At 46.1% G+C, this 21507-nt stretch carries 20 protein-coding genes; 3 read left to right on the top strand and 17 right to left on the bottom strand.

All coding sequences use genetic code 11. The features are described from left to right. Nucleotide 1: 1 nt before the first annotated feature. The 8 genes from AB1F57_RS10585 to AB1F57_RS10620 form a co-directional block, all read right to left on the bottom strand. Complete coding sequence (locus AB1F57_RS10585) at nt 2–487, bottom strand: GNAT family N-acetyltransferase (RefSeq protein ID WP_174852863.1); 486 nt, start codon at nt 485–487, stop codon at nt 2–4. 43 nt (nt 488–530) lie between these two features. Further along, a complete protein-coding gene (gene murC / locus AB1F57_RS10590) occupies nt 531–1862 on the bottom strand; it encodes a UDP-N-acetylmuramate--L-alanine ligase (RefSeq protein ID WP_174852862.1) in 1332 nt (443 codons plus the stop codon). 1 nt (nt 1863) lies between these two features. After that, nucleotides 1864–2523, bottom strand: coding sequence for a hypothetical protein (locus AB1F57_RS10595; protein ID WP_174852861.1), 660 nt, complete (start codon nt 2521–2523; stop codon nt 1864–1866). Between the two features lie 84 nt (nt 2524–2607). Continuing rightward, nucleotides 2608–5691 (bottom strand): DEAD/DEAH box helicase, encoded by a 3084-nt coding sequence (locus AB1F57_RS10600; protein ID WP_367985728.1) that lies wholly within the window; start codon nt 5689–5691, stop codon nt 2608–2610. A gap of 84 nt (nt 5692–5775) precedes the next feature. Then, entirely contained in the window at nt 5776–6078 is a 303-nt protein-coding gene (locus tag AB1F57_RS10605) for a hypothetical protein (RefSeq protein ID WP_167785776.1), read from the bottom strand. A gap of 271 nt (nt 6079–6349) precedes the next feature. Further along, entirely contained in the window at nt 6350–6892 is a 543-nt protein-coding gene (gene raiA / locus AB1F57_RS10610) for a ribosome-associated translation inhibitor RaiA (RefSeq protein WP_105111237.1), read from the bottom strand. 76 nt (nt 6893–6968) lie between these two features. After that, nucleotides 6969–7634, bottom strand: coding sequence for a ComF family protein (locus tag AB1F57_RS10615; protein ID WP_367985729.1), 666 nt, complete (start codon nt 7632–7634; stop codon nt 6969–6971). Beyond that, nucleotides 7627–8919: a DEAD/DEAH box helicase gene (locus AB1F57_RS10620; protein ID WP_367985730.1), complete on the bottom strand. Its 1293-nt coding sequence runs from the start codon at nt 8917–8919 to the stop codon at nt 7627–7629. Before AB1F57_RS10620 ends, AB1F57_RS10615 begins: the two co-directional genes overlap by 8 nt. Nucleotides 8920–8975: 56 nt before the next feature. Between AB1F57_RS10620 and AB1F57_RS10625 the strand changes: the two genes are divergently transcribed. The 3 genes from AB1F57_RS10625 (at nt 8976) to cysK (ending at nt 12058) form a co-directional block, all read left to right on the top strand. Then, the gene (locus AB1F57_RS10625) at nt 8976–9608 is read left to right on the top strand and encodes a YigZ family protein (RefSeq protein ID WP_367985731.1); all 633 of its coding nucleotides are present in this window, start codon (nt 8976–8978) and stop codon (nt 9606–9608) included. Between the two features lie 70 nt (nt 9609–9678). Then, nucleotides 9679–11024 (top strand): IS3 family transposase gene (locus AB1F57_RS10630; protein WP_367985732.1). Its coding sequence is split into 2 segments (ribosomal slippage): nt 9679–10120 and nt 10120–11024, totalling 1347 coding nucleotides; the frame shifts between segments, so codons are not numbered across the junction. Between the two features lie 107 nt (nt 11025–11131). Next, complete coding sequence (cysK, locus tag AB1F57_RS10635) at nt 11132–12058, top strand: cysteine synthase A (protein WP_105137390.1); 927 nt, start codon at nt 11132–11134, stop codon at nt 12056–12058. Between the two features lie 66 nt (nt 12059–12124). On the opposite strand, the gene AB1F57_RS10640 is transcribed toward cysK, so the two are convergent. The 9 genes from AB1F57_RS10640 to fmt all read right to left on the bottom strand — a co-directional run bounded on the left by AB1F57_RS10640 (nt 12125) and on the right by fmt (nt 21370). Beyond that, on the bottom strand, nt 12125–12496 hold the full coding sequence (locus AB1F57_RS10640; RefSeq protein ID WP_167785772.1) for a S1 RNA-binding domain-containing protein: 372 nt from the start codon (nt 12494–12496) through the stop codon (nt 12125–12127). 1 nt (nt 12497) lies between these two features. Further along, a complete protein-coding gene (locus AB1F57_RS10645) occupies nt 12498–13898 on the bottom strand; it encodes a Cof-type HAD-IIB family hydrolase (protein ID WP_167785771.1) in 1401 nt (466 codons plus the stop codon). Nucleotides 13899–13952: 54 nt separating this feature from the next. Continuing rightward, nucleotides 13953–14594, bottom strand: coding sequence for a response regulator transcription factor (locus tag AB1F57_RS10650; protein WP_105137387.1), 642 nt, complete (start codon nt 14592–14594; stop codon nt 13953–13955). Beyond that, complete coding sequence (locus tag AB1F57_RS10655) at nt 14566–15582, bottom strand: sensor histidine kinase (RefSeq protein ID WP_167785797.1); 1017 nt, start codon at nt 15580–15582, stop codon at nt 14566–14568. Before AB1F57_RS10655 ends, AB1F57_RS10650 begins: the two co-directional genes overlap by 29 nt. Next, entirely contained in the window at nt 15582–16277 is a 696-nt protein-coding gene (gene liaF / locus AB1F57_RS10660; protein ID WP_367985733.1) for a cell wall-active antibiotics response protein LiaF, read from the bottom strand. The genes AB1F57_RS10655 and liaF overlap by 1 nt, the downstream gene beginning before the upstream one ends. 95 nt (nt 16278–16372) lie before the next feature. Then, entirely contained in the window at nt 16373–18364 is a 1992-nt protein-coding gene (gene pknB, locus AB1F57_RS10665) for a Stk1 family PASTA domain-containing Ser/Thr kinase (protein ID WP_167785770.1), read from the bottom strand. Then, nucleotides 18364–19101: a Stp1/IreP family PP2C-type Ser/Thr phosphatase gene (locus AB1F57_RS10670; RefSeq protein WP_105137384.1), complete on the bottom strand. Its 738-nt coding sequence runs from the start codon at nt 19099–19101 to the stop codon at nt 18364–18366. The genes pknB and AB1F57_RS10670 overlap by 1 nt, the downstream gene beginning before the upstream one ends. A 33-nt stretch (nt 19102–19134) precedes the next feature. Then, on the bottom strand, nt 19135–20451 hold the full coding sequence (rsmB, locus tag AB1F57_RS10675) for a 16S rRNA (cytosine(967)-C(5))-methyltransferase RsmB (protein WP_367985734.1): 1317 nt from the start codon (nt 20449–20451) through the stop codon (nt 19135–19137). After that, the gene (gene fmt, locus AB1F57_RS10680; protein ID WP_167785768.1) at nt 20432–21370 is read right to left on the bottom strand and encodes a methionyl-tRNA formyltransferase; all 939 of its coding nucleotides are present in this window, start codon (nt 21368–21370) and stop codon (nt 20432–20434) included. The genes rsmB and fmt overlap by 20 nt, the downstream gene beginning before the upstream one ends. Nucleotides 21371–21507: the final 137 nt, after the last annotated feature.

The raw sequence follows: 21507 nt of genomic DNA on the forward strand, positions 1-21507 counted from the left end.
GTTATGGCACAGACCAATACATGTCAAACCACTGGCCGCCGCCAAACTGTGACTGGGATAGTCCCATATCCTCAAAGCCATTACGCTCATAATAGTTGAGCAAATATTCCTTACAAGTTAAAGCAATCCCCTCCATATCTCTTGACCTTGCGACTTCTTTCAAGGCAGCCGTGAGTAGGGTACCAAGCCCCTGACCCTTGTAGGCATTGTCCACTGACAGGCTAGCAATGTGCAAGTATCGTCCTTTCAAGTCAGCAGAGTTTGTCAGCTCAAAAATAGCATCCGTCACCAGCTTCTCTTCTGCGGGACAGGCTAACAAATAAGCCGCTACTTCTCCCTCGTGAATCATAACGAGACTGGACTGGCTACAATTTGCAGCATAAGCCGCCAAAACAGGCTCTGAAATCTGCTCCTCAGGAATAAAATTTTCCTGCTCCAGCCGCAAAATACCAGGCAAGTCACCCGGCTGCGCAAAACGAATTTCCATATTATTTCCCCCAGTATCAGAAAAGGGACCGCTGTCCCTTTTCTTATTGTACATTATGTGTCAAATTTGACAAGAGACGCTCAAAAGAGTATTCATAGGACTGAATATCCCCTGCCCCCATAAAGACATAGACTGCATTGTCATGATCCAAGAGCGGCGAAGTGTTTTCAACCGTTACCTGTCCACCTTTTTTCTTTATTTTAGCTGCCAGATTCTCTACTTTGACCTCTCCATTATCAGTCTCACGCGCTGATCCATAGATTTGTGCCAAATAAACCGCATCAGCCCCATTCAAAGCCTCTGCAAATTCATCCAGGAGCGCAATTGTACGCGTAAAGGTGTGGGGTTGGAAAATAGCAACCAACTCTTTGCTTGGGTACTTTTGACGGGCGGCATCAATAGTCGCAATGATTTCCGTAGGATGATGAGCGAAGTCATCAATGATAACCGTATCATTAACTATTTTCTCAGTAAAGCGACGCTTGACACCAGCAAAGGTCTTGAGGTGTTGAGCTACCAAGCTCAAATCAAAACCAGCAATATGGAGATTGGCAATAACCGCTGTCGCATTCATAACATTATGCTTACCAAAGGTTGGAATTTGAAACTCACCCAATTCTTTTTCCTTATAGCGAACCTTGAACTGCGAACCTGTGGTTGACGGACGCAAATCATAGGCTACAAAGTCATTCTCATCACCGAAACCATAGTAGTAAATCGGCGCATTGGCTGTAATCTTACGCAATTCCTCATCCTCACCATAGAGGAAAAGACCTTTTTTAACCTGCTTGGCATAGTCATTGAAGGCATTGAAGACATCCTCAAGGCTTGTGAAATAGTCCGGATGGTCAAAGTCAATGTTGGTGATAATGCTGTACTCTGGGTAATATGGAGCAAAATGACGCTCATACTCATCTGACTCAAAAACAAAGTATTGGGCATTGGCAGAACCACGACCTGTACCATCACCGATTAAGAATGAGGTATCCGTGATATTGCGCAAAACATGGGCCAAGAGACCTGTAGTTGACGTCTTACCGTGGGCACCAGCCACACCTAGGCTAGTAAATTCCTTCATGAATTGGCCCAGGAACTCGTGGTAACGCTTGTAGCTGTAGCCATTCGCATCCGCATAGGCGATTTCCAGGTTATTGTCTGGACGGAAGGCATTACCAGCAATCAGCTCCACATCGGCAGTAATATTTTTTTCATCGAAGGGCAGGATAGGAATTCCAGCTTGCTCCAGCCCACGCTGGGTAAAGTAATACTTATCTACATCACTTCCTTGAACCTTGTGGCCCATTTGGTGGAGCATAAGAGCCAGCGCACTCATGCCCGAACCCTTAATACCAATAAAATGATAGGTTTTTGTCATCTTAATCCTCTTCTATCTGTGTCAAATTGAGTTCTTGTGCAACCTGCTTATCACGAAAGGCACGTCTTTCCGGATAATTATAGACCTGACTTCTCTTGAGGAAATCAAAGGACTGGTTGCTTGATGTTTTTTCCTGCACCCGGTCCTCTTTTTTCAAAGAATAGACTTCTGGCAAATCTGCTAAAATATAGCTTTCTTGGCGCAAACGGTCAGCTAGATTGGCCAGAAGATCGCCAGTCACTTCCTTGTGAGGAGTAGGATGGACAGTTGGAACTTTTTTAGGCTTGCTTCCGATAAAATCATCCTTCAAATAGCTAGCTGAACGTTTCTTTTTAATATCTTCTTTGGCTACTTCCCTGGCTAACTGCCCCTGGGTCTTCCGCTCCGCATGCTGGACCGGTCTGTGAAGATTTCGGTCCCGTCTGGAATAATGCGACCTCTTGGTAGCAAATAAAGGGGGCAAGAGCTCGTCTTCCGTCTGCTCTGGAACAGGTTTCACCGCTGGTTCCGGACTGCCACTGGCTTCAAACACCTTGTCCTGATAAGGTCCCTTAATATTTGAAATCAAATCGCTCTCCTCATAGAGAAGCATCTGAGGGCTGGCCTCAATCAGGGGCTCATTGTCTGAAATGATGGGAAATCGAGTATCTTCTCTTATCATAGCACATTCCTTTCAACTACTCATTATATCATAAAGGCACAGGGTTTTACCACACAAGAGGAAGTCTGCTTCAGATTGTCAGCCTTATTCTGTGATACCAAGAATGTCACGAATATCTTCAACCGTCAGACTTGAGCGACTTTCTTCGCCGTCCAGCACCGTCTTGACCATATTTTTCTTACTTTCCTGCAGGGCAAGGATTTTTTCTTCAATCGTTCCCCTGGTAATCAATCGATAGCATTCGACCGTTTCTGTTTGCCCCATTCGGTGGGCCCTACTAATGGCCTGGGATTCCACCGCAGGATTCCACCAGAGGTCAACCAAAATGACTGTATCGGCACCGGTCAGATTGAGCCCCACGCCACCTGCCTTGAGGGAAATGAGGAAGGCATCACGGCTACCTGCGTTAAAGGCCTGGGTCATCTCTTGGCGCTGACTAGCAGGGGTCGAGCCGGTCAATTTGTAAGAGGTCAGGCCCAACTCATCCAGCTGCTGCTCAATCTTATCCAGCATTGTTCTAAACTGTGAAAAAATCAATACCCGATGCTCACCCTCTTTAAGCTGTTGCAGGAGCTCACTCAGGCTATTGAGCTTACCACTTTCTCCGGTAAAATCATCCATAAAGAGGCTGGGAGTGTCACAAATTTGACGGAGACGGGTAATGCCCGACAGGATTTCAATCTTATTGCGGTTAATCTGGGCATCATCTGCTCCCAACACCTTGGACTGCATTTGCTGGAGTTGCCCCAGATAGATGACCTTTTGCTCATCCGTCAATTCATTTAAGACATTGACCTCGATTAAATCAGGCAGTTCATCCAGAACCTCTTCCTTATGCCGCCTTAGGACAAAGGGCTGGATCATACGGGCAATTTCCTGGGAACTCATTTTGCTAAATTCCTGCTTACCTGGCAGGAGGCCTGGTAGGACAATCTGGAAAATAGACCAAAGCTCAGTCAGGTGATTTTCAATAGGCGTACCAGACAGGGCAAAACAGTTCCCTACCTCAAACTCTCTCAGAAGCTGGGCAATTTTTGACTGGGAATTTTTCATGACCTGGGCTTCATCCAAAATCAAATAATCAAATTGCTCTTCTTTATAGAGGTCAAAATCCTGTCTGAAGGATGGATAGGAAGTCACATAGACCTGATGGTCCTCATTGATAAGCATTTCCCGGTGGTCCTTATTGCCATAGACCACTGCCACTTCCAAGTCCGGCGCAAATTTGGCACATTCTTCCTGCCAGTTATAAATCAAACTAGAAGGAGCCAAAATCAAAACCTTGGAACTTGACTTCAGATGGCCTGACAGGAAGGCAATAGTTTGCAGGGTCTTCCCTAGACCCATATCATCTGCCAAAATGCCCCCGAAACCATAATGGTTGAGCATGGAAAGCCATTTGACGCCTGTCTCTTGGTAATCCCGTAGTTGCTGATTCAGGGGCTGTTGGGGAAGAGGAAAGATATCTGGTGCCGCCAAATGAGCCGCCATGGTTTGAAATTCTTCCGAAAAATGAACCTGGTCCAAGCCTGACAATTGCTGAGCCAGTCGGAAACCATTCAAGGCATCCAAATGAAGGGTCTGCCCCTTTCCAAATTTAGCCCTGAGATTGGTCAGAGTCTGGCTGATGCGCAAGGCCTCTTCGTCGAAGATCAGCAACTTGCCACTTGGGCTGGTATAGTGGTCCTCCTGGTTTAAGAGGGCCTGGATGGCCTGGTCCACCTCGGATTGATCAATACCTGTCAAGTCAAAGGAAATGTCCAACAAGGAACCATTTTTCACGATTTCAAGACTTGGCTTGACCTGAATAAGATTATTTTCTAACTGCTGGTCCAGGTAAACCTTACCCATTTTTTCCAACAGGGCTAGATGTTCCTTGTAGAAGGTATACCATTCGGTCTGGAGCAAGGGCTGGCGGTAGGCCAGGAATTTCCCATGAAAGCCTGCTAGCTTGATCGCCTGGTGGACAGCTTCCAGATGTTGAAAATGACTTGTAAAAGGTAGTAAGTCCAGCTCCTCTTGCGAGGCAACCTTGCGACCTGAAAAATCCAAGACCAGCTGCAGGGTCAAGCGACCACTTGCCTCCATGCCCAGATGGAATTCCGGCTGAAAATCCTCAATGGCAAAGCGTTTGGGTGCCTTGACTTTCCCCAATTTTTGCAGTTCCAATAAACTGAGGGCCAATTTGCCCTGATCCTGAAAATCCACTTGAACCTTGCGTAGGCCTGATTCAGTCGGAACCAGATCATTGATCCGCACCAGCAGATTTTCCTGCTGGCGATCCAGGCTATAGATAGTGCCATGTTTGAGCAGGTAACTTCCATAAAAGAGCTGGCGGACAGGCTCTTCATGAATCACCATTTCAATCATATCCATATGAACCGTTACTTCAAAACAAAATAGACCGTCTTCTGGCGTTAGGTGTTTAATGGTCAACTGTGAGTAGCTAGTCTGCTGGTAGGTCAGTTGAAATTCATCCAAGTCCCCCAGCAACTCCAGCCCCTCCTCAAAGTGAGACTGGGGCAGGCGGAAATGACGACCGAAATGAACCAAGACTTCCGAGTCCAGGCGGGCTTTTTCAGGCACCAGGACCCATAAAAATTCCAGAAGAGCCTGACTTGCCGGGTCAAAATGATCAAAGGACACATGCTCAAAGTATTTTTTACCGATTTGATACTGGCCATTGGTTTTGACCACCTTCAAAAAGGCCCCAATATCGCGAATAATATAGTAACGTTGGTCTGGCAAACGACCGATTTTGAGGGTCCAGTCAATCTGGCGGTCATAGGCCAATAACTGCCCCTCCACAGCCAATTGGTATTGGATACCCAAATCAAGCGTAGGCGGTAAAATTTCATCCAAAAACAAGCCGCCAAAGTAGGTTCGCCTAGCGGTCTCCTTCTGATGGCTACCCTCCTCCTTGAGGGTCTGACCAGCCTTATCATTCTTCAAAAAATACTCCGTAGCAGCCAAATGCTGACAGTAGCCCTTGTTTTGAAATAGCAGACAGCTACAATTAAGCTCACTATCGTCATCACTATAGGAAAACAACTCCCCAGCAATTTCCAGCGTCATCTTTCCCAGCTCGCTCTCAACGACTGTCAACTGACCCGATTCGTATAAATCAATTCCTTCCTGGCGAGTCCGCCCCGGCATCATCCTACTCATCCATGCTCCTATTCAACATTCATTCCTAACAAATATTATCTCTCTATTATAGCATAATTGAAACCGAATTTCCCTCCCCAGGCATCAAAAAAACACCAGCTCAAGCTGATGCTTTCTATTTCCTCTTCCAATAATAGTTGGTTGCGCGACACATCCTGACCAGGTATTTGCCAAGTCGCCAAAGCGAAAAGAGCGCAAGCAAAGGAGAAGCACAGTGAGTACCATATAGCCCAGATGAAAGCTTTCCAACGTCTTCATCAAGCTAAAGAAACTAATATAGCCAAGCATGCCTATCAGGAGCAGAGGAAACAAGATTCCGAGCCAGCCCAACAAGTAACAACTTCTAAAGGGCGCCTGTTTTTCTGGTTCAAAATCTGGCAATTCCAAGACCCACTCTCCAATCAATTCTGCTCAAAACTGAAAGCTAGTCCTTTCGTCACCTCTCATAGTAAAAGAGAGAAGGTTTCCCTCCTCTCCTCTTCGTTTATATAAGAAACAGTATTTATAAGTAAGGTAGATTTAGATGAGAGATAGTTTTTTTGCAAATCAAGACCGTTTTTTGATGGAATACTGACTGTATTTCGAGAAAAACGAACGATGAGTGGCAGAAAACTAGCCTTAGCTAAAGATACTGAACTGTGAATACAGGTTCCGAGAATTACTGACGCACTTCCAAGAGTCCCAAATCGCCATCTTCACGTTTGTAAAGGACATTGGTAGTACCATCATTGGCATCTGTGTAGATAAAGAAGTCATGTCCAAGCAATTCCAATTGAAGAACGGCCTCTTCCATATCCATTGGTTTCAAGTCTACCTGCTTAGTACGAACTACTTTTACTTCTTCTTCAGCTTGCTCTACCAACTCGTCTGTAAAGACTTGACCAGTAGCCACTTTTTGACGGTGTTTGCGCTCGATTTTTGTCTTGTTACGACGGATTTGACGTTCAATCTTGTCTACGACAAGGTCGATTGAGCCATACATTTCTTGTGAAATGTCTTCTGCACGCAGGGTCACACCACCAACAGGGATGGTCACTTCAACCTTAGCACGCTTGTCACGGTAAACCTTCAAGTTTACCTTGGCATTCAACTCTTGGTCTGCACTAAAGTACTTCTCAATCTTAGCAACTTTCTCTTCTACATAGGCACGGAGTGCATCTGTAACTTCAAGGTTTTCTCCACGAATACTGAATTTAATCATATTAGTACCTCTTTCTTGGCTTTCGCCTTTCTTCACTATTATTATAACACATTTATAAAATATTGCAACCGTTTTCTCAACGTGAAAGTGAAAATGTTTTGATTTCTTTCTGACCAGTTTTCATGAAAAGTCCCACGGCAAGCTGGATTGTGGCACCTGTTGTGTAAATATCGTCAACTAAAATTATTTTTTCTGGAAGCTCATCTTCCTCCAACAAATAAAAGACCTGTTCCGCATCAAGACGCTCCTCCCGACTTTTTGAAGACTGTTTCTGGCTATCAATTTTACCCAATAGCTCTTTATATGGAAGACCAGCCGCATCAAGTAGCCCCGTCACCTGATTGAAGCCTCGCTCCTCCAACCTCTCTGGACTAAGGGGAATGGGAACCAAGGTATAGTCCGAATAAGCTGACAGGGCAGCCTTGATTTGCTGGGCAAAGACCTGTCTGAGCAGATAGTCCCCTTGAAACTTGTACTTGCTGAAATAATCTGCCATAGCTGGATTGTATTGGAAAATGGCCCTGTGGTCAATGTGTTTGCCCTTGGCCTGCCAGTGCCGACAATCACTGCAGATATCGGAAGTTCCTGACTTATAACAAGACGGACAGTGGAGCTCTGCTATTTCCTTAAAAGAAGCCTGACAGCTGGAACAAATCCCTAGCTTTTCCTGCTGGAAAAAGAGGATAGAGCTAAATGTGGTGCGGGTTCGCAGACTTTCCGCACAGAGTAGGCAGTTAGACATAGCCGGCCTCCTTGTTCATAAATTTGATTTCAGCGATTGCTTTTTCAATGGCACGGGTCGAACCCTCGTGAAAAAAGAGGAGCAAGCCTGTTGGACGATCCATGGACCGCCCGACTCGGCCTCCAATTTGCACTAAACTGGACGATGTATAGAGATAGTGGTTGGCCTGGACCACCATGACATCAACCATGGGAAAGGTCACACCTCGCTCCAGAATCGTTGTTGAAACCAGGATAGTAATGGTGCGGTCGCGAAAACCTTGAACAATCTCCAGTCGATTTTCCATCTGACTGGATACAAAACCGATTTTCTCATCAGGAAATTCTCGCTCCAAAATCGCTACAAATTCCTGGCCTTTGGAAATTTCTGGCAGAAAAATCAGCAAGGGAAAACTTGTTTTTCGCTGGTTTCTGATAGCTTGCTTGAGCTTGACAACCAGCTTGTCCTTTTTCAGGCTCTGGTCAAATTGGCTGAACCAGACCTTTTCTGGCACAATCAAGGGATTGCCGTGAAAGCGTCTGGGCAAACTGAGCCGTTCCAATTGGCTGGATTTGACCTTCCTATCCAGCTCATCCGTCGAGGTCGCTGTCAGGAAAACCTGGAGCCCGTCTGCTTTGACGGCATTGTCTACTGCCCGGTAGAGCATGGGATTGTCCGCATAGGGAAAGGCATCCACCTCATCGATTAAGACCAAATCAAAGGCCTGGTAAAACTTGAGCAACTGGTGGGTGGTAGCGACCACAAGCGGCGTCCGAAAATAAGGATCCGACTGGCCATGAAGGAGGCTGATGGGAACAGCGAAATCTTGTTGTAGCCGCTTATAAAGCTCAATACAGACATCAATTCTGGGACTGGCCAGACAAACTGCCCCGCCATGGTCAATGACTTGCGCTACTGCATGGTAAATCATCTCCGTCTTTCCAGCCCCCGTCACGGCATGAACCAGGGTCGGGCGCCGTTTTTCAATATTGGCACAGAGCCCGTTTGAAATCTTCTGCTGCCAATCAGTCAGCTGACCAGACCACTTGAGACAGGCATTTTCTGGGAAATCCTGCTGGGGAAAATAATAGAGTTCCTCATCTGACCGCACCCTGCCTAGCAGGATACATTCCCGGCAATAGTAGGCCCCGTTTGGCAAACAATGGCGGTCCGAAAATGCAGTCGAACAACGAAAACAAGCGCCCCCCTCTGTCATGCTAGGTAAGGTCTGAGCTGCTTGGCGCTCTTCAGCCGTCAATTGATACTTGGTAAACAGTCGTCCATAATAATTTTCTAGTTCTTTCATCACTTATTTATTCGGAAATTTTTGTCAGTTTTTGGAAAAACGTGTATAATTTTGGTATGAAAGAATTTAAAACCATTAAAGAAGACGGTATTGTCGAAGAAGAGATTAAGAAATCCCGCTTTATTTGCTTTATGAAACGGGTGACAACCGAGGAAGAGGCCAGGGAATTTATCAACGGTATTAAGAAAGAGCACTACAAGGCCAGCCATAACTGCTCTGCCTTTATCCTTGGCGAAAATATGGAAATCAAGCGATCGTCGGACGACGGCGAGCCTTCTGGTACAGCAGGTGTTCCCATGCTGACAGTGCTGGAAAATCATGAACTGACCAATGTCGCAGCGGTTGTGACCCGCTATTTCGGAGGTATCAAGTTGGGTGCCGGTGGGCTGATTCGGGCTTATGCTGGAGCCGTGTCCAAGGCCGTCAAGGAAATCGGCGTTGTTGAAGTCAAGGAGCAAAAAGGCATTTCTATCACCCTTTCCTATGCCCAGTACCAGGAATTTGCCAACTGGCGGGCTGAGTTGGGACTGGAAGAACACGATACCCAATTTACAACGGAAGTTCAAACCATGATCTATGTTGACAAGGAACTGGTTGCACCGACTCAGACCAGTCTGACCGAATTTTACCATGGCAAGGTCACAAGCCAAGAGACTGAGCCAAGAATTGTCGAAGTTCCTGTTCATTAAAAAAAGCTATCATGACTGAACTGCACCCCAAAAGTTAGACACAAAATCTAACGATTGGGGTGTTTTTCTTATGAAATTAAGTTATGAAGATAAACTAGAAATATATGAGCTGAGAAAGAGTGGCGTGTCGTGGGTCAACCTTAGCCAGATATACAAGGTCACTATTGCCAATCTCACCTACATGATAAATCTCATGGATCGATATGGCGTGGAAATCGTTAAAAAAGGTAAAAATAGGTATTATTCACCTGAACTAAAGCAAGAAATAATGGATAAGGTCTTGATTCATGGGTGTTCTCAACTCTCAGTTTCCCTTGATTATGCTCTTTCAAATCGAGGAATGCTTCCCAATTGGATAGCACAATACAAGAAAAACGGGTATACTATTCTTGAAAAACCAAGAGGGAGACCGAGCAAGATGGGACGTAAACGCAAGAAAACCTGGGAAGAGATGACGGAATTAGAGCGCCTTCAAGAGGAAAATGAACGTCTTCGAACTGAGGTGGCCTTCCTAAAAAAGTTGAGAGAACTTCGCTTGAGGGACGAAACACTCGTGCGCGAACAGCAGAAACAATTAGAGATATGGTCCAAGGAGGATTCCGACTAGACCTCCTACTTGCGACAGCTAAAATGCCTCGCTCAACTTACTATTATCAAGTCAAGCAACTGGATAAACCCGACAAGAACAAAGCAATTAAGGCTGAAATTCAAGCCATTTATGATTACCATAAAGGTAATTATGGCTATCGTCGGATTCATTTAGAATTACGAAATCGTGGTTTCATCATCAACCACAAGAAGGTGCAGCGCTTGATGAAAGAGTTGGGCTTGACCGCTCGTATTCGTCGTAAACGCAAGTATGCTTCTTACAAAGGTGAGGTTGGTAAGAAGGCTGATAATCTGATTAAACGTCAGTTTGAAGGCTCTAAGCCTTATGAAAAGTGTTATACCGATGTGACGGAGTTTGCTTTGCCGGAGGGTAAACTTTACTTATCACCTGTTCTTGATGGCTATAATAGTGAGATTATTGATTTTACCTTGTCTCGGTCACCTGACTTGAAACAGGTTCAAACCATGCTTGCGAAGGCTTTTCCAGCAGATTTATACAGTGGGACTATTCTTCACAGCGATCAAGGTTGGCAATACCAGCACCAATCTTACCATTACTTTTTGGAAACCAAAGGCATTCGTCCGTCCATGTCCCGCAAGGGAAATAGTCCAGATAATGGCATGATGGAATCCTTCTTTGGGATACTCAAATCAGAGATGTTCTATGGATTTGAGACATCTTACCAGTCGCTTGATGAGCTTGAGCAAGCCATTACAGACTATATTTTTTACTACAACAACAAACGCATCAAAGCAAAATTAAAAGGACTTAGTCCTGTCCAATACAGAACTAAATCCTTTCAATAATTATTTGTCCAACTTTTGGGGGTCAGTACAGACGATAGTTTTTTTATATTATACATTGACTGGGACTTGGTATATACTAGAAGTAACTATATTTGGAGGTATTAGCAATGGCTATTTATCAATCGATTACAGAACTTGTCGGAAAAACACCGATTATCAAACTCAATAACATTGTCCCTGAAGGTGCTGCGGATGTCTATGTCAAACTGGAGGCCTTCAACCCTGGTTCTTCTGTCAAAGACCGCATTGCTCTGGCAATGATTGAAGATGCTGAAAAGGCCGGCACTATCAAGCCTGGTGATACGATTGTTGAGCCTACTAGCGGAAATACTGGTATCGGTTTGGCTTGGGTTGGAGCTGCAAAAGGTTACAAGGTCATCATCGTCATGCCTGAAACCATGAGCATTGAGCGTCGTAAAATTATCCAAGCCTACGGAGCTGAGCTCGTTCTCACACCAGGTAGCGAGGGGATGAAGGGTGCCATTGCCAAGGCCAATGAAATCGCTGAAGCACAAAATGGCTGGGTACCTTTCCAATTTGCCAACCCGTCCAATCCAAAAGTTCATGAAGATACAACAGGACAAGAAATTTTGGAGGACTTTGGCCCAACTGGTCTGGATGCATTTGTGTCAGGCGTGGGTACTGGTGGTACCGTCAGCGGTGTCTCTCATGTCCTCAAGGCAGCCAATCCCGATGTAAAAATTTACGCTGTGGAAGCAGATGAGTCTGCCGTTCTCTCTGGTGAAGCACCTGGTCCGCACAAGATTCAAGGAATTTCAGCTGGCTTCATCCCAGACACCCTGGATACCGCTGCCTACGATGGCATTGTCCGCGTCAAATCAGATGATGCTCTGGCAACCGGCCGCGCTATCGGTGGGCAGGAAGGTTTCCTGGTCGGTATTTCATCTGGCGCTGCTATTCATGCTGCGATTGAAGTCGCTAAGGAACTAGGAGCTGGCAAAAAAGTCTTGGCTATCCTGGCTGACAACGGTGAACGCTACCTGTCAACTACCCTCTATGAGTTTGAAAACTAATATACCAAAAGAGCCTGGATTTCCAAGCTCCTTTTACTATTGGAAAGGTCTAGACTAGCAACTAGTCTAGACCTTTCCTTGTTTCATTTCCTTCAAATACTCCTTGGATTCGGCAATCCAGGTTGGGAGGGCCTTGGCCAGAGGCTCAAAGCCAATCTTATAGCGGTCGTTGGTAAAGCGGTGGTGTCTTGGGATTTTTTGGCGTTCTTCTTCCAAGGTCCGCATAGATAGACTAGCCTTGTGCGAATATTCATCATAGTCAACGACTTGGACCAGAACTTCCTGGCCCATTTTAATAAAATGGTGGATATTATCAACAAAGCCTGTCTTGATTTCAGAAATATGGATAAGCCCAATCTGACCGTTCTCTAATTCAACAAAGGCACCGTAGGGCTGAATGCCCGTCACTTTTCCTTTGACTTTATCACCAATATTCATCTTAGTCCTCGATTTCAATACTTTCGATGACAACATCTTCATGCGGACGGTCTGAACCATCTGTCTCTACAGCCGCAATGGTATCCAATACCCTATAAGATTCTTGGTCCATCAAATGTCCAAAGACCGTGTGGCGTTGATCCAGGTGCGGTGTTCCACCATTTTCAGCATAAAGAGCCGCAATTTCCTTAGGCCAGCCACCGCGCTCCAATTCCTTGGCATTGTAAGGGAAATTCTGGTTCTGCACGATGAAAAATTGACTGCCGTTGGTATTGGGACCTGCATTGGCCATAGAAAGAGCACCACGCAGGTTGAAGGCCTCCATAGAAAATTCATCCTCAAAGGACTCACCGTAGATAGACTCACCGCCCATACCTGTACCAGTCGGGTCGCCACCTTGAATCATGAAATCCTCGATAATACGATGGAAAATAATGCCGTCATAGTAACCATCTTTTGACAGGGCAACAAAGTTCGCCACTGTTTTTGGTGCAATTTCTGGGAAAAGCTTGATGGTCATGCTACCGTGATTGGTCTTGATGCGGGCAACTGGTCCCTCTACATTTTCCAAGTCTAATTGTGGGAAGTATTTTTCTTTTTCTACCAAACCTAATTTCTCCAAGGCATCAAAAATGCCGTCTTCTTCTACTGTTTTTGTAATATAATCTGCATATTTTTGCAGTTCTGGGTGGGAATATCCCATGGCAATACTGATGCCAGCATATTGGAAGAGCTCGATGTCATTAAGACCATCGCCAAAGACCAAGACATTTTCTGGTTTGAGACCAAGCTTTTCAACGATTGCGGCTACCCCTGCTGCCTTAGAGGCAGACTTGAGGACAATGTCTGATGAAATGGCATGCCAACGGACACTGCGTAAGTCGCTCTGCAATTCCTCCGGTAAGACCACTTCCTGACCTTCCTGCTCAAAGGTCCACATTTGGTAAATATCCTGGCCCTTGTAAAAATCAGGGTCTGTCTCCAGATTATCATAAATGGGGTCAATGGCCTGACTAATCCGCTGGTCACGGAAGGACAGAGTGGCTTTTTCAGCGCTCATAACCCCATAGTCAATCCCCACTTGCTTGGTCCAAGCAATATATTTCTCAATCAAATCAGGTGCAATCGGAGCCTTACGAATGACATTGCCTTTGGCATCTTCTACATAAGAGCCGTTTATCATAGCAAAGTAATCCGGCTGCAAGGCCTGGATTTCTGGCACAACACCATATTTGGCCCGACCAGAGGCAATCCCTGTCAGGACGCCTTTTGCTTTCAGTGATGCAAAGACCGTCGGAATAGTGTCCGGAATAAATCCAGTCTCCACCAAACGCAAGGTATCATCAATATCGAAAAATACCAACTTAACCTTCTTGGCTTTGTATTTTAATTTTGCGTCCATCTATTCTCCCCCACTTTTGTTTTTCATTGAATATGACTGCTTACCATTATATCACTAATCTTCATCCTGTGCCACCAGTCCATGTTGAAAGGCATAGACGACAGCCTGGGTCCGGTCGCTGACAGCTAGTTTAGACAGAATATTGGAAACATGGGTTTTCACCGTTTTGAGGGAAATGAAGGATTCATCCGCAATCCGCTGGTTATCATAGCCCTTGGCAAGCAGGGCCAAAATCTCCCGTTCACGTACGGTCAAATCATCATGCAGGTCTGGATAACGCTTGTGGTGCTCGACCTTCTTCTCCACTTCTGTTTCAATGGCAAATTCCCCACGCGCCACCTTGCGAATGGCAGAGAGAATCTCGTCTGCACTAGAGGTTTTGAGCATATAGCCCTTGGCACCAGCCTCAAGAACTGGATAGATTTTTTCATTGTCCAAATAAGAAGTCAAAATCACAATCTTGACATCCGGCCATTCCTTCAAGAGGGCCAGAGTCGCCTCTACCCCTGTCATCTTGGGCATGACCAGGTCCATAACAACCACATCTGGACGCAAATCCAGTGCCTTAGCCAAGCCTTCCTCGCCATCGCTGGCTTCTGCGACAACCTCCACATCAGCCTGTAAATTTAAATAACTTTTCAATCCTAGTCGGACCATCTCGTGGTCATCAACCAGCATCACTCGAATCGTCTTCATCTTCTTTTCCTTTCAGTATTGGGATACGAATGTCAATGGCAACCCCCTTGTTGGGAGCCGTCCGAATCTTGATAGTCCCTGCCATATCTTCCACCCGCTCGCGGATGTTTTGGAGGCCATAGCTGAGCTCCCCATCATCTTCCTGCTGGAAACCAATGCCATCATCTGTCATTTTGAGCTGTAATTCTGTCTCCTTCTGAATCAAGTAGACATCCAGTTGCTTGGCCTTGGCATGGCGCAAGGTATTGGAAATAATCTCCTGGGCAATGCGGAAGAGGTGCTCTTCTATCAGCTTAGGCAATTCTTCCACTTCATGCTGGAAGTGGACCTGGATACTACTCTTGTCGCTGACTTCCCGCAGAATCACATCAAAACCTTCAACCAGGGTCTTACCTTCCAGCTCACTAGGTCGTAAGTGCAGGAGCAAAATCCGCAAATCCCGCTGGGCCGACTCAATCATGTCCTTGACCAAGACCAGCTGCTCTTGCAGGGTTTCTTTCGGTATGGTGGGCAGATTTGATGCCAGACCTGATAAAATCATGCTGGTCGCAAAGAGTTCCTGGCTGACCGTATCATGCAGGTCACGGGCAATTCGCTTGCGCTCCCCCTCGACAATTTCTTCCCGTTTGACTAGGTCCTGGTTGTCAATCAATTGGACCTGCCTGGTCAAACTGCGCATTTTCTCAGATAGGTTTAGGAGCAATTGGTCCTCGTCGCTATCAACCCTAATGGGCTGGTGATTGCTGATTTGCTTAATCTTCATTCTCATGGTCTGCGTGGATAGGAAACTGACCGTCTGAACTAAGATAGATAGAAAGATTGTCAAGAGTACCAGGAGCGAAATCAAGGTCACATAGAGCTGGTCATTGGTCATCCAAAAGGACATATCAAATAAGGAATAGCCCAACAAGGGAAGGACTGAGGCAAGGATGACGATAACAATCAGCCCGGCATACCAAATGAGAAAAAATAGCGTTCCTTTCTTCATCATACCCGCACGACCTCCACATCGCCATAGAAGCTATTGATGACAACCTTGACCCGCTTATTGGCAGAAGGATAGTCAGGGGTCGCAATCGAAAAACTCTCATTTCGCAAATCCCAATGTGCATCACCTAAAAAATAGACACGTCCATACAGACTAGAGGCAGACAGGGATAGCTCGACATCAACAGGAATGATAATTTTAGTCTTACCAAAAGTCTTACGGATAACAACCACATTATCCCGACCAATTAGAACCGTCTGATCCAGGTCAACAACGTCATTGCCAAACAGGCGGATAATATTGATATCCTCAAAACCATACTGGTCCTGGGAATGATCTTTATGACCAAACCACTGGGACTTTTGATGCTGAGATTGAATATGCTGGTCCCCCAGAACTATCTGGGAATACTGGTACTGCTTCTCATAGCGTGAAAAGAAATTAACCAAAATATAGACCACCATCAGCAAAACACCGATAATGAAATAAATATTGAGGAAAAAGACTAAAAATATGAGAGAAAGGGCCGTTGTTAGTAGGGCATTAAGCCCCTTTCTGCCTGTGATATACCAGAATAGAATTAGTATCACTGCGATTAGGAGAAGAGTCCGTGCCGTCTCACTGGCCAGGGTATCAAAAAAGGCCAGCGTAAACAAAATACTCTCTATCAGTATAAAAAATTGGATTTTTTTCATGTAAGGATCCTCTCCCAATATTCTAACAGATTTTAGCAGGATTTGTCTCCTACCCGGGTAGGAATTTTAAGAAAAAAGAGAGGACAATGCCCCTCTTAGTCTGAATTATTTGATGAAGACGTACTAGTCGTCGTTGATTCTTCTGTCGAGCTAGTGCTGCTACTGCTGGACTCTGGTGTCACCGTAGGAATAGATACATAAATTGTGACAGAGTCAGTAATAGGTTGACCTGGCAGAGGACTTTGGCCTACGACCAGATTTCGCTCACTAGTCGAATAACTCGAATCTTCCACGCGCTCAATACTTTTAATTCCCAAAGCTTCCAGCTGTTTTCTAGCATCTGAGTAGGAAGTCGTCAAGATACCAAAATCTGGCATGAGTGGCCGTTGACCTTTGGAAACAATGAGAACCAGGCTAGAACCCTTAGAAACACTGGTATTGGCTGCAGGATCTGTTCCGATTACCTGACCAGCTTCTAAGTAGTCGCTGTATTCTTCCTTGGTCGAAGAAACCTTCAAACCGACTGCTTCTAGGGCATGGGTAGCATCATTCACACTACGTCCAGATACATCCGGTACATCGACTGGCTCAGCCCCTTTGGAAACAACCAAGACAACGGTTGAACCTTTTGGCTGACTGGTCTCCCATTCTGGCTTGGTCCGAATCACCCGGCCCTGTTTGACCTTCTCGCTATACTCTTCTTCCACTTCCACTTTGAAGCCAAGAGCCTCTAGTTTTTCCTGGGCTTTCGCCAATTCATCACCAGACAAATCAGGAATGTTGACACCTTCTTCCATGGCAATGACAATATTGACACGGGAACCTTCTTTGCGCTTGGAATTAGCAGCAGGTGTTGTCCGAATAACTTGACCTTCTGCGACTTCCGTCGAAGCTTCATTGGTCACCGTACCCACGCGCAATCCGGCTGTCTCAATCTCCTCCGTTGCAACTTCCAAGGTTTGCCCCACAACATCTGGCACTGTTACTGTGGCTGGAGTGTTAAAAAGAATGGCCAAGAAGGCCGCCAAGAGAAGGCCAATAGCAATCATCAATACCTTATAGCGGGTACGAATCCTCTTTTTTGCCTTGGGCTTCTTGGCTGATGACGTCGGCTTAGTTTTTGGAGAAACTGCTGCTGGAGCTGGTGAAGACTCCACTGGTGTATCTACTTTTTTCTCTGAAGCAACCTGGGATAATTTAGGCAGGGTTTTTGAATCCACCTTGTTTTCATCCAACACCACCCGCGGCTCATTGCGGCGATTGTAGGACAAGGCTGAAGCCATATCCGTGTACATTTCCGCAATGGACTTGTAGCGGTCTGTCAATTTCTTGGCTGTTGCTTTTAAGACAACATTTTCCAGAGCCTGCGGTACGTTTGGATTGGCCTCGCGGACAGATGGCATGGGCTTTTGGAAATGCTGGAGAGCAATGGTTACAGCGCTATCGCCATCAAAAGGAATTCGTCCTGTCAGCATTTCAAAGAGAATGACCCCCATGGCATAAATATCGCTTTGCACTGTAGCCTTGGATCCCCGCGCCTGTTCTGGCGAGAGATAGTGAACCGAGCCCAACATCGAATTGGTCTGGGTCAAACTGGTCTCTGCAAAGGCAACCGCAATCCCGAAATCCGTTACCTTGGCCACGCCATCTTGCGTTAGAAGGACGTTCTGAGGTTTCAAATCCCTATGGATAATACCGCGGGTGTGGGCCATACGGATAGCCAGCAAGATTTGCCCCATGATACGGACCGCATCATCATTATCCAAGGGTGAATTTTCCTGGATATAGCGCTTCAAGTCCAGGCCATTGACATATTCCATGGCCAGGTATTGCTGACCATCTTCCTCACCAATATCCGTAATCCGTACGATATTTGGGTGATTGAGATCAGCCATGGCTCTGGCTTCACGCTGAAAACGTTGAACTGCAATTTGATCTGTCTGGTAATTGGTCCGGAGAACTTTTACAGCAACCTCCTCACCATCCAAAATCAGATCCTTTGCCAGGTAGACATCGGCCATTCCTCCTCGGCCTATCTGCCGAATGACCCAATACCGACCGGCAAAAATCTTACCGATTTGGATCATTAGTTGGCCTCCTCCGTGATATGAAGGATAGCAACCGTGATATTGTCCAAACCGCCAGCATTATTAGCGAAACGAACCAGGGTCTCTGCCTTGCTTTCCAGCGAAACATCACTCAAGAGGATATCGCGAATATCCTCTGTCGAGACCATATTGGTCAAGCCATCACTGTTGATTAACACGTAATCCCCAACTTCCAAGGTCTTCAAGGCAATATCTGGTTCAACCGGGTCCGCCTGACCAATGGACTGGGTCACAATATTCTTCTGAGGATGGTTCTGCGCCTCTTCTTCTGTCAATTGACCCGCTCGCATAAGAGCTCCAACCAAGGAATGGTCACTGGTCAAGCGTTCATATTCTTCATTATGAACGATACCGATTCTAGAGTCCCCGATATGGGCATAAATCATCTGATTGTCAATAACCACAACCGCTTCTAAGGTGGTTCCCATGCCCTTGTATTCTTCGGTCTGACCCAATTGATAAATCTTTTGATTTTCCTGCTCAATGATGTCAACCATCCATTCACGGACTTCGTTGAGGGTCATAATTTGAGTATCTACCCAGGCAGTACCAAGGTCTGTGGCTGTCATTTCACTAGCAATATGGCCTGCGCGATGACCTCCTAGTCCATCTGCTAGAATAATCAAATCAATTCCTGCTCGGTTGACATAACGATTGACATAATCCTGGTTATTTGAGCGTTTTTGTCCAACATCTGTAAGTAATGCAATTTCCATAAGTTTCTTGTTGCTAAGCAACAGCCTCCTTTTCTAGAATCGTCTTCTCAGCTGACCAATGAAAAAGCCATCTGTCTGAAAAAGTTCAGGGGTAATCAGTATCATTCCATCTGTCACAATTGATGATTCTGGATGTGTTAATGCAACTTGTTCAAAATCAGGATGACTGTCTAAAAATTCTCGAAGAACTTCCTGATTTTCTTTTGCAATAATGGTACATGTGCTATAGGTTATTATACCACCTTTTTTAATGGTTTGGCAAACGCTGTCCAGTATCTGCAGCTGGATTTTTTTCAATGCTTCAAAATCCTGACCAGCCTTATTATAGCGAATGTCTGGCTTACGACGGATAAGCCCGATGCCGGAGCAGGGAGCATCCACCAAAATCTTGTCAAAACTATCTGGACCAAAGACTTCATGCACCCGACTGGCATCCAATTTTTGAGTTTCAATCTTATCGGAAAGGCCCAGGCGGTCCGCATTTTCCTGGATAAGAGCCAGCTTGTGGTCATATAGATCCAAGGCCACCACTTTCCCACTATCCAGGTAAGACGCCATGTGGCAGGTCTTACCACCAGGTGCCGCACAAGCATCCAGTACGACTTCATAGCCCTCAAGTTGCAAGGTCGGAGCCACCAGCTGGCTGGTCTCGTCCTGAATGGTCAAAAGACCGGACTTGAAAGCCTCCGTCCCAGCAAAATGTCCATTGGACTTGACTAGGCCAACAGGAGACAAGTGCGACCGCTCCGCTCCCAATGCTGCCTGCAAATCATCCAGACAGCTAGTATCTGTCACACGGACACTAGCCTTATTACGCTGGTGCAGGCTAGCAAAAATCTTCTCCGCCCTCTCATCACCATATTCCGCAACCAAGGTCTGAACCAGCCAGACTGGGACAGAATATTGAACTGACAAACGCTTGTTCTTCCGCTTAATACTAGCTGGGTCAGGCAGGGCCGCCTGGCTGATTTTCCGCAAGATGGCATTGACAAATTTGTCCGTTCCCTTGCTACGCTTGGCTAACTCCACCGCCTCATTGACCACGGCATGGACAGGCAATTTGTCCAAGTAAAGCAGCTGGTACAAGCTCAGCATGAGCAAGTAATAGACCCAGCTGTCCAGCTTGTCCCGGTCATCGATAAAGTGGGCCAGATACCATTCCAGCGTAATTTTTCGTGACACCGTACCATAGATCAATTCCGTAGCCAGCCCCTTGTCCTGGGCTGACAGGTTGGTTCCTTCCAAGGCCTTGTTGAGGGCGATATTGGAGTAGGCTCCCTGTTCAAAGACCTCTGTCAAGACCGCCAGAGCCAGTCCACGCGCTGTTTGCTTATTGTTCACCAAAGACATCTCCTACCTCAATCTCACGGCCAGCCCCATTCAAAAAGTCCGCAATCGTCATCTTGGGCTTGCCCGCTGGCTGAACGGTTTTTAGGGAAATAGCAGAGCTACCACAGGCAATGACCAGTGTTTTCTTAGTCTTTTCAATGACCTGACCTGGTCTGCCAGACCCTTTCACTTCCAAAGCCTCCTGAATTTTAAAGCGCCCTCCCTGCCAATAGGTATGGGCAACCGGCCAAGGATACATACCACGAATCTGATTAAAAATCTGGCGCGCAGACTTGGCCCAGTCCAAAACTTCCTCCTCAGGCTGAATATTGGGCGAGAAGGTCACCTGTTCAGGGTCTTGTGCCACCGGCTTGATGTCGCCAGCCATATAACCCGGCAAGGTTTTCAAGAGCAGGTCGCGACCGACCACCGCTAGTTTTTCAAAAAGGGTGCCGACATTATCTGTCTCTTCAATGGCAATGCTGTCGCTTGAAATCATGTCGCCCGCATCCATTTCCTTGACCATTTCCATAATAGTCACTCCGACACGCTCATCTCCGTTGATTAGGGCATAATGAATGGGCGCGCCACCGCGGTACTTGGGCAAGAGCGAGGCGTGGACATTGACCGCAAAGTCAACAGAGTCCAGCAGCTTGGTCGGTAAAAATTGACCAAAGGCCGCTGTCACAATTCCGTCCGCTCCCAATTCCATAATGTCCGCCATTTCCTGACTGCCTGATAATTTTTCCGGCTGGTAAACAGGCAAGTCGTACTCCAAGGCCACCTGCTTGACCGGTGTCATTTGGATGGTTTTCTTGCGCCCAACCGCTCGATCAGGCTGGGTCACCACCGCCAAAACCTCATAGGAGCCCTCTGCCAAAATACCTTTCAAAACAGTCGCTGAAAACTCAGGCGTTCCCATAAAAATCAATTTTGTCATCTCTGCTCCTTCATCCTCTATTAGTATCCCTTAATTATACCATTTTTATGGATAATTGCCTTAACTGGGACTTGCAATCTAGATAGCAAAAAGGCTGGACACACCTGTCCAACCTCATATATTGTACCTCAAGAACG

It is taken from the genome of Streptococcus nasisuis, assembly GCF_040836615.1.
Lineage (GTDB): Bacteria > Bacillota > Bacilli > Lactobacillales > Streptococcaceae > Streptococcus > Streptococcus suis_V.

Bases quoted from the DNA above. Each gene is read 5' to 3' on its own strand.
- AB1F57_RS10655 (WP_167785797.1), bottom strand. From the start codon at position 15,582: ATGAAGAAAGGAACGCTATTTTTTCTCATTTGGTATGCCGGGCTGATT.
- fmt (WP_167785768.1), bottom strand. From the start codon at position 21,370: ATGACAAAATTGATTTTTATGGGAACGCCTGAGTTTTCAGCGACTGTT.
- AB1F57_RS10585 (WP_174852863.1), bottom strand. From the start codon at position 487: ATGGAAATTCGTTTTGCGCAGCCGGGTGACTTGCCTGGTATTTTGCGG.
- liaF (WP_367985733.1), bottom strand. From the start codon at position 16,277: ATGAAAAAAATCCAATTTTTTATACTGATAGAGAGTATTTTGTTTACG.
- cysK (WP_105137390.1), top strand. From the start codon at position 11,132: ATGGCTATTTATCAATCGATTACAGAACTTGTCGGAAAAACACCGATT.
- AB1F57_RS10615 (WP_367985729.1), bottom strand. From the start codon at position 7,634: ATGTCTAACTGCCTACTCTGTGCGGAAAGTCTGCGAACCCGCACCACA.
- pknB (WP_167785770.1), bottom strand. From the start codon at position 18,364: ATGATCCAAATCGGTAAGATTTTTGCCGGTCGGTATTGGGTCATTCGG.
- murC (WP_174852862.1), bottom strand. From the start codon at position 1,862: ATGACAAAAACCTATCATTTTATTGGTATTAAGGGTTCGGGCATGAGT.
- AB1F57_RS10640 (WP_167785772.1), bottom strand. From the start codon at position 12,496: ATGAATATTGGTGATAAAGTCAAAGGAAAAGTGACGGGCATTCAGCCC.
- raiA (WP_105111237.1), bottom strand. From the start codon at position 6,892: ATGATTAAATTCAGTATTCGTGGAGAAAACCTTGAAGTTACAGATGCA.
- AB1F57_RS10620 (WP_367985730.1), bottom strand. From the start codon at position 8,919: ATGAAAGAACTAGAAAATTATTATGGACGACTGTTTACCAAGTATCAA.
- AB1F57_RS10650 (WP_105137387.1), bottom strand. From the start codon at position 14,594: ATGAAGACGATTCGAGTGATGCTGGTTGATGACCACGAGATGGTCCGA.
- AB1F57_RS10645 (WP_167785771.1), bottom strand. From the start codon at position 13,898: ATGGACGCAAAATTAAAATACAAAGCCAAGAAGGTTAAGTTGGTATTT.
- AB1F57_RS10595 (WP_174852861.1), bottom strand. From the start codon at position 2,523: ATGATAAGAGAAGATACTCGATTTCCCATCATTTCAGACAATGAGCCC.
- rsmB (WP_367985734.1), bottom strand. From the start codon at position 20,451: ATGTCTTTGGTGAACAATAAGCAAACAGCGCGTGGACTGGCTCTGGCG.
- AB1F57_RS10625 (WP_367985731.1), top strand. From the start codon at position 8,976: ATGAAAGAATTTAAAACCATTAAAGAAGACGGTATTGTCGAAGAAGAG.
- AB1F57_RS10600 (WP_367985728.1), bottom strand. From the start codon at position 5,691: ATGAGTAGGATGATGCCGGGGCGGACTCGCCAGGAAGGAATTGATTTA.
- AB1F57_RS10670 (WP_105137384.1), bottom strand. From the start codon at position 19,101: ATGGAAATTGCATTACTTACAGATGTTGGACAAAAACGCTCAAATAAC.